Raw genomic sequence first — 12,947 nt, forward strand, 5'->3', positions numbered from 1 at the left:
ATGGGAATCGCGATTCTCGTCCTGATGGCGGTGGGTGTCGTGCTGATGCTCACCCGTGTGCTGCCCACGGCTTTCGCTCTGGTGCTGCTCGCACTCGGCATCGCCGTACTCGCCGGTGCGCCCATGACGGGAGCGAAGGACAGCATCCTGACCGGCGTGCTCCAGACCGGATCCGCGACGCTGGCGTCCACGATGATCGCCGTCCTGCTCGGCTCGTGGCTCGGCACCCTCATGGACGAGACCGGCATCGCCGGCACGCTCGTGCGCAAGATCGTCGAGTTCGGCGGGGAGCGGCCGTCGGTCGTCGCGCTCGGTGTGTTCGCCGTGTCGATCCTGTGCGGCAGCATCACCGGCTCGGCCCCGGCCGCCATGCTCGCCGGTGTCGTCGGTATCCCGGCGATGATCGCGGTCGGCGTCAGCCCGGTGGCGGCGGGCGGCACGGTGCTGATGGGCATCTCGGCGGGCTCGCCGCTGGAACTGGCCGTGTGGCAGTTCCTGTCCGACGCGCTGGGCGCGCCGGTCTCCGACGTCAAGTCGATCATGATCAAGCTGTTCCCGATGGCACTGGTCGTGGGCATCGCGTACGTCCTCGTTCAGACGCGGCGCGGTGCCCGGCACACGTGGGCGGTGAAACTGGAGCGGCCGAAGGCACGCGTGCGCCGCGGCGACGCCCCTTGGTACGCGCTGCTTTCACCGTTGCTGCCGATCGTCCTCGCGCTCGGGTTCGCGGTGCCGATCGTGCCGTCCCTGCTGTCCGGGGTGGTCTACGCGCTCGTGACGACGACGAAATGGGGTGAGCTCAGCGGACGTGGCCTGCGCTCGCTGTACAAGGCGTTCGACGTCGCGGCACCGCCGATCGCGCTGTTCGTGGCCATCGGGATGCTGCTGGCCGCGGTGAAACTCCCCGGTGCGAAGGGCGCGCTGACGCCGATCGTCGCGGCGATAAGCCCGTCCGGGGCGGTGTGGTTCGTCGTGGTCTTCGCCGCGCTGGTCCCGTTGTGCCTGTTCCGCGGCCCGCTCAACGTGTTCGGCCTCGGTGCCGGTGTCGCGGGCGTGCTGGTCACCGGTGGCATCTACCCGCTTCCCGCCGTCGTCGGGTTGATGGCCTCCTACAACCAGGTGTTCAGCGTCTCCGACCCGACCAGCACACAGACGGTATGGGCGTCCCAGTACGCCGGGGTCCGCCCGGAACGTGCGATGGTCTCGACGCTGCCGTACACCTGGCTCGTCGGTTTGGGCGGCATGGTGCTCACCGCGGTGCTGTACCTGTGATCACGACGTCCGACGGTCTCCGGCTCGACAGCGCCCGGCACGAGGGCGGCCTGGAGACGGTCGTGCTCGTCCACGGCATCACCGCGGACCTCGACGAGAACGGCCTGTTCAGCGCCCTCGCACCGCGGCTCACCGAGGCGGGTTTCACGGTGCTGCGGTTCTCCTTTCGCGGGCACGGCCGCAGTGAAGGACGGCCGAGGGACATGACCATCGCGGGCGAACTGGTGGATCTTCGTGCCGCGGTGGGATCGGTGGGCGGGCCCGTCTCGGTGGTGGCGTCGAGCTTCGGCGCGGTGAGCGTGACCCTGTCGCTGGCGGCACTGCCCGTGCGGCAGCTCGTGCTCTGGCAGCCGGTACTCGACTTGCGGCGGACGTTCCTCGAACCGGAGCTGCCCAGGGCCCTCGCCCTGTACACGGATCGGACTTCGCTGGCGGACAAAGGGTTTCTGGATATCGAAGGCCGGTTTCAGCTGGGGGCCGCGCTGTTCGACGAGTTCGCTCACCTGGACCCGCTGGGTGCCTTCCTGTCGTCCACGACGCCCGCACTCGTCGTCCATGGCTCCGGGGACGAGCACGTATCCCATGTCATCGCCCGGGAGGCCGCCTTCGCACGGCCGGATACGAGCTGGCACTCGCTCGCCGGAGCGGGGCACGGATTCGGGGACTCGGCGGAGGAAGCGCTGGATGTCACCGTGCGGTGGCTTTCGCGGGTCAAGGCCAGCTGAGCGCGCCTTCGCTGATGACGGGATGCCGTTCGCGATACGGCGGTTCACGGTCGTGGACGTAGTCGTCGAGTCGCTCGGCGATCTCGTCGAGGATCTCGGTGACGTTCGCCCAATCGGCCCCGTAGATCCCTTCACTGGCGTACCACTCCATGACACGACCATGGTGTTCGCCCTGCCGGAGATCGACGCACAGCAGGCCGCCGTCGACGGCCCGGCCGATGGGAAGGACCGCTGTGCAGAACGGGAATCCGTCCTGGCCCGCCTGCTTGCTGTGCGTTCCGTCGGGAGTGCAGCAGCCAGGGTCGGGGTACTGCGACTGTCTGGCGTACTCCTCCTCGGCACTCGCCACCGACAGCGGCAGGTAGCCCTTCGGGATCAGCTCCCCGGATCGACTCCTCCGGTCGTCGACGCCGTCCATGAGGGCCCACCAGGCGAGCAGCTCGGGCGGGAGCGCGAGTCCGACGCGGATTCGCAAGCGCTCGAGGTGCGCCACCGGCGCCGGTGGCCGGACCTCCCGCGCGGTGACAGGTGCGTGTTCGGACAGCAAGGCCATGATGCGCCGCCACGTCGCTTCCACTGGTACACCCTAGCGAGCATCGGCGACCCCTGACCGGATACCGGTCGGAAGACCCCAGGCTTCCGCCACACGCTCCGGGGTCAGCACCGAGGTGGGCGTGCCTTCGCCGACGAGGCGACCGTCTTGCAGCAGCAGGCAGTGATCGGCCCGGCCGGCCACTTCGAGGTCGTGTGTGACGCGCAGGACCGTCGTGCCCTCGGCGAGCGCGGCGCGCAATGCTTCGTCGATCAAGCGGCGGGCGTGCAGGTCGAGACCGGCCGATGGCTCGTCGAGCAGCAGGAGTCCGGATCGCTGGGCGAGTCCCTGCGCGACCAGCGCCCGTTGCCGTTGCCCGCCGGAGAGCGTACCGATCAACCGGTCCGCGATCGAGGTGATCTCCAGCAGCTCCAGGCATTCCCCGACGATCGCCCGGTCCGATTTGGACAGTCGTCGCCAGTGGCCCCGATGTGCCCAGCGGCCCATGGTGACGGTGGCGCGCACGGTGATCGGCAGGGATCGCGACACCTCGCTCTGCTGGGTCACGTAGGCGACGCGGCCCGGATCCCGGCGGGTCACCGAACCGGTGGTCGGCGGGAGCACGCCGGCGACGAGGTTGAGCAGCGACGACTTGCCCGCGCCGTTCGCTCCGGCGACCGCGGTGAGTCGCGCCGAGGGGACCTGGGCGGTGATCCCGCGCAGCACTTCACGGGAGCCGTAATGGGCGTGCGCTCGGTCGATCGTGAGCGCCGTTGTGTCCGGGGTCATCCCACCCTCTTTCAGATAATGACAATCATTACCACTATAGTGTGACGAGTGGAGTGGTTGCTGATCCCCTTCGAGGTGTCGTTCGTCCAGCGCGCGTTGGTGGCCGGAGTGCTCGTTTCGGCGGTGTGCGCGGTCGTGGGCACCTGGGTGGTGCTGCGCGGTATGGCGTTCATCGGCGACGCGATGTCGCACGGCATGTTGCCGGGCGTGGCGATCGCCTCGCTGACCGGCGTGAACCTCCTGATCGGTGCGGCGATCAGCGCCGGGGTGATGGCGCTCGGGGTGACGGCGCTCGGGCGTTCGCGGCGGCTGTCCGAGGACACCACGATCGGGCTGCTGTTCGTCGGCATGCTCGCGAGCGGCGTGATCATCGTGTCGCACTCGCGGTCGTTCGCCGTCGATCTCACCGGATTCCTGTTCGGTGACGTGCTCGCCGTCGGATCCGGTGACCTGGTGGGCCTCACGATCACCCTGGTCGTCGTGGGGGTGGTGGCGCTCGTGGGACATCGCTCGTTCACCGCACTCACCTTCGACGTCCGCAAAGCGCACACCCTGGGGCTGCGGCCACGTTTGGCGAACGCGGTGCTGCTCGGGCTGGTCACCCTGACGATCGTCGCGTCGTTCCGCGTCGTGGGGACGCTGCTGGTGTTCGGCCTGCTCATCGCCCCCGCCGCGGCGGCGCTGTTCTGGTCACGGCGGATCACCACGATCATGCTCATCGCGGCGTTGCTCGGCATCGCCGCCACGGTCGGCGGCCTGCTCGTGTCCTGGCATTGGGGCACCGCGGCAGGCGCGACCATCGCCGCCGGCGCGGTCCTCCTCTTCTTCCTTTCCGCGTTCCTGTCCTTCGTACGACAGCGATTCCGTTCCCTGACACCGGAGATCGAGTGCTCACGATGAAACTGAAAGCAGTGACGGCGCTCGCCGCGGCGCTGACCTTGACGGCGTGCGGCGGGGAACAGCCGAAGGAGGTGACCGCGGAAGTCCCACATGGGTATGTCGAAGGCGCCGAAGAGACGGCCGAGGCGCAGTCACGGCTGATCGTCGCCGACTCGGACACGGGTGCGGTGCGGGTCGTGGACCTCATCACCGAGGAGGTTCACGAAGTCGGGCGCGTCGACGGCGTGCAGGCCGTGACCGGCGACGGGCGCTTCGGTTACCTGACCGCCGGCGACGGCGCGATCCGGGTGATCGACAGTGGATCCTGGATGGTCGACCACGGTGACCACGTCCACTACTACCGGGCAAAGGTCCGTGATGTCGGGGTGGCGCCGGGCAAGCGGCTTTCGGCGGCCTACAGCGATCCCGCCGTCTCGGCACTGTCCTATTCGGACGGAACGGCGACACTGCTCGACCGTGCCGCGCTGGACAAGGGGACCGTCACCGAACTGGGGAAGATCACGCGCGAGCCGCATGCCGGAGTCGCGATCCCTTACCGCGAGCACATCATCGCCACGGTGGCGGACGCCGGAAAGCCGTTCGCCAGTGGAGTGCGTGTCCACGACCGCCAGGGCAAGGCAGTGGCCGAGATCGACCAGCCGTGTCCGGAGCTGCGGGGCCAGGCGGTGACCCGGCGTGGTGTCGTGTTCGGATGCGCCGACGGCGCTTTGCTGGTGACCGAAAAGGACGGTTCGTTCACCGGGGCGAAGATCCCGTATCCGCGAAGTGTCACCGAGCAGGAACGTGCCACCGCCTTCTTCCACCGGCCGGGTGGCGCCACGCTTGCCGCCCGGGCGGGTGAGTCCGCCGTGTGGTCGCTGGACGTCGGGCGCCGCAGCTGGCAGTACGTCGAGACCGGGCCGGTCGCCGCGGTGAACGCCGTCGGTGAGGGTGGTCCGGTGCTGGTCCTCACCCGGGACGGGAAGCTGCGCTCCATCGACGGGGCTGGAAAGGAAAAGACGGCGATCCCGCTCCTGACCTCGGAAGGGGCCGCCGCCGGCACCGCCTCGATCCAGGTCGATTCGACCCGCGCCTACCTCAACAACCCGCTGTCGGCGGAGGTGTACGAAATCGACTACAACGACAACCTCCGGCGTGCCAGGACCCTGAAGGTCGGCGGCAAGGCGGGACATATCGTGGAGACCGGCCGATGAGGCGCCGGGTACTCGCCCTGTTCGTGGTGGCGCTGCTGGCGGCGGCGGGATGCTCCGGAAGCGGCGGGGGCGGCAAATCGGTCGTCGTCACGACGAACATCCTCGGCGACATCACCCGCGCCGTCGTCGGCGATCAGGCCGAAGTGACCGTGTTGATGAAGCCGAACGCGGACCCGCACTCCTTCGGTATCTCCGCGCAGCAGGCCGCGCAGGTCGAGCGTGCCGGCCTGATCGTCTACAACGGGCTCGGGCTTGAAGAGGGCATGTTGCGCACCGTCCGCACAGCCGAGGAAAACGGCGTACCGGCGCTACCCGCCGGAGAGCGGGTGAACCCGATCAGTTACGCCGACAACAAGCCGGACCCGCATTTCTGGACGGATCCGGCACGGGTGCGCGACGCGGTGAAGACGATCGCGGACGAGGTCGTCGCCCATGTCGGCGGCGTCGACGAAGCGGTCATCCGCGCCAACGCCGAACGCTATCGCGGGGAGATCGAAGCGCTCGACCGCATGATGACCGAGAAGTTCGGCGGGATTCCCCGCGAGCGCCGGAAACTGGTGACGAATCACCACGTGTTCGGCTACCTGGCCCAGCGGTTCGGGTTCGAGGTCGTCGGCGCGGTGATCCCGGGCGGAACGACGCTCGCGTCGCCCAGCTCCTCGGATCTGAAAGCGCTCGCCGACACCGTTCGCGCGGCGGGAGTGCCGGTGATCTTCGCGGACTCGTCCCAGCCGGACCGGCTCGCGCGGGTACTGGCCGAGCAGGCGGGGCTGCACGTCCAGGTGGCCCCGCTGTTCTCCGAGTCGCTCAGCGAACCAGGCCAGGGCGCGGCCACCTATCTGGAAATGATGCGCGCCAACACCGAATCGATCACCACCGGTTTGACCCGTTCCTGACCGGAACAGACGAAAGGCACAGTGAAATGGCACGGAAGACCCGATATCTCGCGCTGATGGCGACGACGGCGAGCACGCTCGCGCTCGCCGCCTGCGCGACCGAACAGCCGGCGGCGGAGCCGGGGAAGGACGCTGCTCCGGCTCCGGTCGTCGCGAATCCGGTGGCCGTCACCTATGACGGCGGAATCGTCCTGCTCGACGGGAAGACGCTGCAGGTGGCGAAGAACCTTCCGCTGGAAGGCTTCAACCGGCTCAACCCGGCCGGGAACGACCGCCACCTCATGGTCTCGACCGCCACGGGGTTCCGGGTCCTCGACGCCGTCGGCGCCGTGCTGACGGACAACGAGGTGAAGGCGGCCAAACCGGGGCACGTCGTCCGCCACGCCGGCAAGACGGTGCTGTTCGCCGACGGGACCGGCGAAGTGACCGTCTTCGATCCGAAGACGATCGGTACCGCCGCCTTCCCCGCACCGAAGCACAAGACGCCGGAAGCGCATCACGGCGTGGCCGTCGAACTCGAGAACGGCGAACTGGTGACCACCGTCGGGAACAAGGACAAGCGGTCCGGGATCGTGGTGCTGGACAAGGACAAGAAGGAGATCGCGCGCAACGAGCAATGCCCCGGCGTGCACGGTGAGGCCGCCGCTCGCGGAGAGGCGATCGTGGTCGGCTGCCAGACCGGCGTGCTGATCTACCGGAACGGTGTCATCACCAAGGTGACCAGCCCGGACGCCTACGGGCGCATCGGCAACCAGGCGGGCTCCGACGTTTCGCCGATCACCTTGGGCGACTACAAGGTCGACGAAGCGGCCGAGCTCGAACGCCCGACCCGGATTTCCCTGATCGACACCGAGAAGGCCACGCTCAAGCACGTCGACATCGGGACCAGCTACACCTTCCGTTCGCTGGCCCGCGGTCCTCAGGGCGAGGCGCTGGTGCTGGGTACCGACGGTCAGATCCACGTGATCGACCCGGTGACCGGTGCGGTGACGAAGAAGATCGCCGTCCTCGGCTCCTGGCAGGAGCCGATCGAGTGGCAGCAGCCGCGGCCGGCGATCTTCGTCCGTGGCGGAACCGCCTACGTCACCGATCCCGGCAAGAAGGAGATCCACTCGGTCGACCTGGCCTCCGGTACGAAGACCGCGACCAGCACGATCCCGGGAACGCCGAACGAGGTCAGCGGCGTGCTCGGGAGCTGATCGACTCGCGAACGGGCCGGTGCCGTCGCTCGTCTGAAGTACATGATGGCCCCCTTCCTTGCGCCAGGCGCAAGGAAGGGGGCCATCATGTACCGGCAAGGTGCGAAGGTCGAGTTTCCTCGGCTGAGCCGAGGGAAGGGGTCCTTCACGGACCGGATCTGAGACCAACCTCGCCCGTACTTCACCTAGGTGTTCGGCTACTAGCCGTCCTTACCACTCACGAAGACGGTCAGCGACGGATGAGGCCCAGGTCGGTGGCTGTGGCGACGGCGGCCGTGCGCGAGTCGACGCCGAGCTTGGTGTAGCTGCGGGCGAGGTGGGATTTCACGGTGCCTTCGGTCAGGTGGAGCCGTTCCGCGATGGCCCGGTTCGACAGACCGTCGGCGACCAGTACCAGGACTTCGATCTCGCGCAGCGTCAGTGCGGTGGTGGGCATCCGCATCCGATGCATCAACCGGTCGGCGACGGTCGGGGCGAGTGTGGTGCGTCCGGCGGCGGCGGTGCGGACGGCCTCCGCCAGATCTTCGGGAGGGGCGTCCTTGAGGAGATAGCCGGTGGCGCCCGCTTCGATGGCGGGCAGTGTGTCGGCGTCGGTGTCGTAGGTGGTGACGATCAGCACGCGCGGAGCGTCCGGCCGCGCCGTGATCACCGCGGTGGCTTCGGCGCCGGTCATACCGGGGCCGAAGCGCAGATCCATCAGTACGACGTCGATGTCGCCCTCCGCGGCGCGGGCCACCGCTTCCTCCGCGGTCGCGGCTTCGGCCGAGACGACGAGACCGGGTTCGGTTTCCAGCAGGGCACGCAGTCCCGCCCGGACGATCGGGTGATCGTCGGCCAGGAGGAGCCGGATCGGGGATTCGGTCACGGACGTTCCTTGGGTTCGACGGGCAACCGTACGGACAGTTCGGTGCCGTGGCCGGGGGAGGAGTCGACGGCGAGGGTTCCGTCCAAGGCTTCGGCCCGGGTGCGCATCGCGGTCAGACCGAAGCCGGTGTGTTCCGGGTCGAAGCCGACACCATCGTCGACGACGTCGAGGGTGACGTGCTCGCCGAGGTAGCACAGGGTGACTTCGGCGGTGGACGCGCCGGCGTGCCGGACAGTGTTCGCGAGGGCCGCCTGGCCGATGCGCAGCAGGGCGACCTCGTGCGCGGTCGGCAAGGGAGTGGGAGTACCGGTGAACCGGAAACGCGCGGCGATCCGGTGCCGAGCGCTGGTGGTGGCGCACAGTCGTTCGAGCGCGGCGGCGAGCGTCGTGTCGTCGAGCGCCGGCGGAGACAGGGCGACGACGAAGCGGCGGGCTTCGGCCAGGTTGTCGGCGGCCGCTTGCCGGGCCTGCTCGACGTAGCGGGCGGCGTTGCCGGCCGTGTCGGGCAGGGTTCGTTCCGCGGCACGCAACAGCAGCTGAATACTCGACAGCCCTTGGGCGAGGGTGTCGTGGATCTCGTGGGCCAGCCGTTCCCGCTCGGCGAGCACCCCCGCCGCGTGCTGGGCTTCGGCGAGATCGGCGCGGGTGGCGGTGAGCTCCTCGATCAGGTTCCGGCGTCGTTCGCTTTCGCGGTACAGCGCCTGGTATCCCCAGACGACGGCGACCGCGACGGCGGCGCCCAGCGCCGGGCCGATCGCCGCCGCCGGAACGAAGGAACCCTGGTGGGCGGCGAACGCGATGATCGCCGCCAGCGCGGTCGCGATCACCGCGAGCAGGCCTTGGCGGCGCGGCAGCAGATGCAACTGCAGGAAGTACAGCGGGAAGGCGACCCAGACGCCGTCGGCGGTGAGCACCAGCAGGACCAGCCATACGAGGCCCACCGCGATCAGCCACCAGAGGGCGGCCTGCCGAGACGTCCTGACACGCGGCAGGAGCGGGCCTGCCGCGTACACGACCGCGCACGCCAACGCCGTCGCGACGACCGCTCCCGCGTTCGACGAGCCGTCCGCGACCGCACGGACGGCCGCGAGTGCGAGCAGGGCGATGAGCAGCAGGTGCAGACACCAGGTCAGCACCCGGCTGGTCGGGGTCAAAGCGGGGGCGGTGGTCACAGTGCGTCCAGATTACGGAGCGGGACCCGCGGGCGCCTCTATCCAAAGGTAGAAGCGGCGTGCCGTCTTCCGGCGGGCGAAGTGCCATCTCCGGCCAGATGTCGTCGCGGTCACCAGCGGCGATCGTGGAGAGGTAGCCAGCCCACCCGCCGGAGAGGACAGACCGGAACCGTGTTCGTCGCCTGGAGAGATCTGAGATTCGCCAAAGGGCGGTTCGCCCTGATGGGAGCCGTGGTCGTGCTGATCACCCTGCTGGTCGGCCTGTTGTCCGGGCTCACCGCGGGGCTGGGGGAGCAGAACATTTCCGCGATCACCGGCCTCCCCGCCGACAAGATCGTCTTCGCCGCCCCTGGTGACGGGCAGAGCCTGTCCTACGCCAACTCCGCGATCACCGAGACGCAGCGGCGGCAGTGGGCAGAAACGCCGGGTGTCACCAGTGCCGAGCCGCTGGGCATCTCCACCACCAAGGCCGGTGCGGGAAACCGCAGTGCCGGGATCTCCGTCTTCGGAGTCCGGCCCGGTTCGGCACTCGCCCCGGACGGCGGGAACCTCACCGGCGACTCGGTGGTGCTGTCGACGTCCGCCGCCGACGACCTGGGTGTCCGGAGCGGGGACACCATCACCGTGGCCGGGCGTCCGCTGACGGTCACGGCCGTGTCGGGGGACGCCTGGTTCAGCCACACCCCGGTGGTGTGGGCCGGTCTCGACGTCTGGGCGAAGACGGTGCCACCGACGGGCGGCGAGCCGAGCGCGACGGTGCTCGCCTTGACCACGGCGGCCGACACCGATCTCGCCGCCGCTGATCTCGCCGCGGGCACGAAGACGGTCTCGAAGAGCGACTCGCTGTCCGCGATCGGCTCCTACACCTCGGAAAACGGTTCGCTGCAACTGATGCGAGGCTTCCTGTTCGCCATCTCCGCGCTGGTGATCGGCGCCTTCTTCACCGTCTGGACGATCCAGCGCAGCGGCGACATCGCCGTCCTCAAGGCGTTGGGCGCGAGCACGCCCTTCCTGCTGAAGGACGCGCTCGGCCAGGCTGTCGTCCTTCTCGTCGGCGGCACCGCCGTCGGCACCGGGCTGGCCGTCGGCCTCGGCGCGGTCGTCGCCGGATCCGCCGTGCCCTTCCTGCTGACGCCGGCCACCGTGCTGGTCCCGGCCGCCGTGATGATCCTGCTCGGCGCTCTCGGGGCGGCGCTTTCCGTCCGCCGCATCACTTCCGTCGACCCGCTGACCGCACTGGGGAGTGCCCGATGAGCCTGAACCTGACCGATGTCACCCTCACCTATCCCGACGGCGACTCCCGCCTCACCGCTCTCGACAACGTCACGCTGGACGTCCCGCCGGGCACGATCACCGCTGTCGCCGGGCCTTCCGGCTCGGGCAAGTCCAGTCTGCTCGCCGTCGCCGCCACCCTCATCACCCCGGACCACGGGAGCGTCACCATCGACGGCACCGAGACCACCGGGCTGACCCGCGGCGAACTCACCGGACTACGCCGCCGCAAGATCGGGATCGTCTTCCAGCAACCCAACCTGCTGCCCTCCCTCACCGCCGCCGAGCAACTCCAGGTCATGGCCAGGATCGATGGCCGCTCGACGGCCGAAGCACGTGGCGTGGCCATGGATCTGCTCGACGCAGTCGGGCTCGGACCACAGGCGGGACGGCGCCCGCACCAGCTCTCCGGCGGCCAGCGGCAACGGGTGAACATCGCTCGCGCATTGATGAACGAGCCCACCGTGCTGCTGATCGACGAACCGACGAGCGCCCTCGACCATGACCGCGGCGCCGCGGTCATCGACCTGATCACGCGCCTGACCCATCAGCGGTCCACCGCCACCGTCCTGGTCACGCACGACCTCGCCCATCTCGCCGCGGTGGACCGGATCGTCGAAGTCCACGATGGGCGGTTGGGCAGCCCCTCACCGGTCGGCTGATCCGCCTCCGGTCATAGGGACTTTCGCCCCGTTCTCGCGGGCCGGACGGCGACGGGACCGGGACTCAGGAGCGGATGCCGGGGGACTTCGTCCTCTTCGATCATGCAGTGCCGCCATTCGAGACTGGGACCGGCCTATGACCGCAGGCCCGACCTCGAAAGGAGCCGGGATGCCGAGCGCCACGGAAGGTTCGATCGTCGCCGGGATCGACGGATCCCGCTCGGCGAGGACGGCTGCTCTTTGGGCGGCGGGCGCCGCTTCTCGACGGAAACTGCCGCTCCGGCTCGTCCACGTTTACGCCGTGCCGCTCGCGAACGTCCCGAGTGTCCTTCCCCCAGCCGAGACGATCCGAGCGGGGTTCGCCAAGTTGGGAGAAGGGTGGGTTTCCCAGGTACGGGAGGCCGCGCTCACCCGCTTTCCCGGCCTGGTCGTCGAGACCGCGGTCAAAGAGTGGAGCGCGGTGCCCGCGCTGGTCCAGGAGTCCAGCACCGCGAGGATGCTGGTGCTGGGATCACGAGGGCTGGGCGGGTTCACCGGACCGTTGATCGGTTCCACCGCGGTCGCGCTCGCCAAACAGGGCCATTGCCCGATCGTGGTGGTCCGCGGCGCGTGGCGCGACGACGACCGGATCGTGGTCGGCACGGATGGTTCCCCGGCGAGCGAAGGCGCACTCGGGTTCGGCTTCGACGAAGCGAGTTCCCGGAACACTGGGCTGACCGTCGCCCGGGCCTGGTCCGACCTGCCGGATCGAGTCGAGGACGACGAGCGGAAATCGGTCGAAGAGCAAGTGGCTCCGTGGCGGGACAAGTACCCGGAGGTGGCGGTCGAGGTCGTCCTGTGCCGGGGGCGTGCCGTCCGCGCCCTGCTCGAACTCGGCAAGCGGGCGGGTCTGCTCGTCGTCGGCTGCCGTGGCCGCGGTGGGTTCGAGGGCATGCTCCTGGGCTCGACAAGCCAGGCGCTGATCGCCCATGCGGAGTGCCCCGTCGCCGTCGTCCGGCCCGCGATGCGGGGCGACGACGCCGACCGGTGAGACTCCCGCGCTGAATGGTGAGCCGTAGCGTCCCGGCCGTGGGTTCCGAACTGAAGTCCACAAAGGACATACGACGACTCGGTCCACGATATGGGACCGCGTGTCCTCATGTCCACTTTCCGAACAGTGGGAAAATTGCTGGGTTTCGGCTACTGCGCGCGGCATGGTCATTTTGACGGGTTCCTCCTCGGCTTCGCGTGCGTAAAAGGATCTCGTAACTTCCGGCAAGTGAGGAAATTCGTTCCGTTTTGTCACGCCGTCGTTCTCCCGAATTTCGAAGCCGCTGCGAATACGTCATTCTTCTGACCTAGTTCCATCGAACTCGGCTGTTTGCCGTCATAACCTTGCGCGCTGTCGACGGGTTATGGCCTGCGAGAAACGGACGACTGATCTTTCGTACTTACGGAGGTACCCGCGGAAAGTGTCCCGCACTACTTTCC

Annotated in this window: 13 protein-coding genes; 9 read left to right on the forward strand and 4 right to left on the reverse strand. The window is 68.8% G+C overall.

Annotated features, from left to right (window positions below; all coding sequences use genetic code 11):
* Both ACIBTM_RS26370 and ACIBTM_RS26375 read left to right on the forward strand, forming a co-directional pair.
* Positions 1 to 1,272 carry a transporter gene (locus tag ACIBTM_RS26370; protein WP_395879803.1) on the forward strand — a complete coding sequence of 424 codons (1,272 nt, stop codon included), beginning with the start codon at positions 1 to 3 and terminating at the stop codon, positions 1,270 to 1,272.
* Positions 1,269 to 1,997: an alpha/beta fold hydrolase gene (locus ACIBTM_RS26375; protein WP_395879804.1), complete on the forward strand. Its 729-nt coding sequence runs from the start codon at positions 1,269 to 1,271 to the stop codon at positions 1,995 to 1,997. The genes ACIBTM_RS26370 and ACIBTM_RS26375 overlap by 4 nt, the downstream gene beginning before the upstream one ends.
* On the opposite strand, the gene ACIBTM_RS26380 is transcribed toward ACIBTM_RS26375, so the two are convergent.
* Positions 1,984 to 2,574: an SMI1/KNR4 family protein gene (locus tag ACIBTM_RS26380; protein ID WP_395879805.1), complete on the reverse strand. Its 591-nt coding sequence runs from the start codon at positions 2,572 to 2,574 to the stop codon at positions 1,984 to 1,986. The two genes, ACIBTM_RS26375 and ACIBTM_RS26380, sit on opposite strands and share 14 nt — an antisense overlap.
* A 9-nt stretch (positions 2,575 to 2,583) precedes the next feature.
* A complete protein-coding gene (gene aztA / locus ACIBTM_RS26385; protein WP_395879806.1) occupies positions 2,584 to 3,318 on the reverse strand; it encodes a zinc ABC transporter ATP-binding protein AztA in 735 nt (244 codons plus the stop codon).
* A 48-nt stretch (positions 3,319 to 3,366) separates the two neighbouring features.
* Between aztA and aztB the strand changes: the two genes are divergently transcribed.
* Genes aztB through aztD form a run of 4 tightly spaced genes read left to right on the forward strand, consistent with a single transcriptional unit; the run spans position 3,367 to position 7,506 of the window.
* Positions 3,367 to 4,218 carry a zinc ABC transporter permease AztB gene (gene aztB, locus ACIBTM_RS26390; protein ID WP_395879807.1) on the forward strand — a complete coding sequence of 284 codons (852 nt, stop codon included), beginning with the start codon at positions 3,367 to 3,369 and terminating at the stop codon, positions 4,216 to 4,218.
* On the forward strand, positions 4,215 to 5,411 hold the full coding sequence (locus tag ACIBTM_RS26395; RefSeq protein ID WP_395879808.1) for a hypothetical protein: 1,197 nt from the start codon (positions 4,215 to 4,217) through the stop codon (positions 5,409 to 5,411). The genes aztB and ACIBTM_RS26395 overlap by 4 nt, the downstream gene beginning before the upstream one ends.
* Positions 5,408 to 6,307 carry a zinc ABC transporter substrate-binding protein AztC gene (gene aztC, locus ACIBTM_RS26400; RefSeq protein WP_395879809.1) on the forward strand — a complete coding sequence of 300 codons (900 nt, stop codon included), beginning with the start codon at positions 5,408 to 5,410 and terminating at the stop codon, positions 6,305 to 6,307. The genes ACIBTM_RS26395 and aztC overlap by 4 nt, the downstream gene beginning before the upstream one ends.
* Before the next feature lie 26 nt (positions 6,308 to 6,333).
* On the forward strand, positions 6,334 to 7,506 hold the full coding sequence (gene aztD, locus ACIBTM_RS26405; protein ID WP_395879810.1) for a zinc metallochaperone AztD: 1,173 nt from the start codon (positions 6,334 to 6,336) through the stop codon (positions 7,504 to 7,506).
* A gap of 229 nt (positions 7,507 to 7,735) precedes the next feature.
* Here aztD and ACIBTM_RS26410 read toward each other — a convergent pair whose 3' ends face one another.
* Complete coding sequence (locus tag ACIBTM_RS26410; protein WP_395879811.1) at positions 7,736 to 8,371, reverse strand: response regulator; 636 nt, start codon at positions 8,369 to 8,371, stop codon at positions 7,736 to 7,738.
* Positions 8,368 to 9,543 carry a sensor histidine kinase gene (locus ACIBTM_RS26415; RefSeq protein WP_395879812.1) on the reverse strand — a complete coding sequence of 392 codons (1,176 nt, stop codon included), beginning with the start codon at positions 9,541 to 9,543 and terminating at the stop codon, positions 8,368 to 8,370. Before ACIBTM_RS26415 ends, ACIBTM_RS26410 begins: the two co-directional genes overlap by 4 nt.
* A gap of 171 nt (positions 9,544 to 9,714) precedes the next feature.
* Between ACIBTM_RS26415 and ACIBTM_RS26420 the strand changes: the two genes are divergently transcribed.
* The 3 genes from ACIBTM_RS26420 to ACIBTM_RS26430 all read left to right on the forward strand — a co-directional run bounded on the left by ACIBTM_RS26420 (position 9,715) and on the right by ACIBTM_RS26430 (position 12,507).
* Positions 9,715 to 10,797 (forward strand): ABC transporter permease, encoded by a 1,083-nt coding sequence (locus ACIBTM_RS26420; RefSeq protein ID WP_395879813.1) that lies wholly within the window; start codon positions 9,715 to 9,717, stop codon positions 10,795 to 10,797.
* A complete protein-coding gene (locus ACIBTM_RS26425) occupies positions 10,794 to 11,477 on the forward strand; it encodes an ABC transporter ATP-binding protein (protein ID WP_395879814.1) in 684 nt (227 codons plus the stop codon). Before ACIBTM_RS26420 ends, ACIBTM_RS26425 begins: the two co-directional genes overlap by 4 nt.
* Positions 11,478 to 11,646: 169 nt before the next feature.
* A complete protein-coding gene (locus tag ACIBTM_RS26430; protein WP_395879815.1) occupies positions 11,647 to 12,507 on the forward strand; it encodes a universal stress protein in 861 nt (286 codons plus the stop codon).
* The last annotated feature ends 440 nt before the right edge of the window (positions 12,508 to 12,947 follow it).

This window comes from Amycolatopsis sp. NPDC049868, assembly GCF_044461365.1.
In the GTDB taxonomy this organism is placed as follows: domain Bacteria; phylum Actinomycetota; class Actinomycetes; order Mycobacteriales; family Pseudonocardiaceae; genus Amycolatopsis.

Coding starts and splice junctions, on each gene's coding strand:
- ACIBTM_RS26370 (WP_395879803.1), top strand. CDS start 1: ATGGGAATCGCGATTCTCGTCCTGATGGCGGTGGGTGTCGTGCTGATG.
- aztA (WP_395879806.1), bottom strand. CDS start 3,318: ATGACCCCGGACACAACGGCGCTCACGATCGACCGAGCGCACGCCCAT.
- ACIBTM_RS26395 (WP_395879808.1), top strand. CDS start 4,215: ATGAAACTGAAAGCAGTGACGGCGCTCGCCGCGGCGCTGACCTTGACG.
- aztC (WP_395879809.1), top strand. CDS start 5,408: ATGAGGCGCCGGGTACTCGCCCTGTTCGTGGTGGCGCTGCTGGCGGCG.
- aztD (WP_395879810.1), top strand. CDS start 6,334: ATGGCACGGAAGACCCGATATCTCGCGCTGATGGCGACGACGGCGAGC.
- ACIBTM_RS26425 (WP_395879814.1), top strand. CDS start 10,794: ATGAGCCTGAACCTGACCGATGTCACCCTCACCTATCCCGACGGCGAC.
- ACIBTM_RS26430 (WP_395879815.1), top strand. CDS start 11,647: ATGCCGAGCGCCACGGAAGGTTCGATCGTCGCCGGGATCGACGGATCC.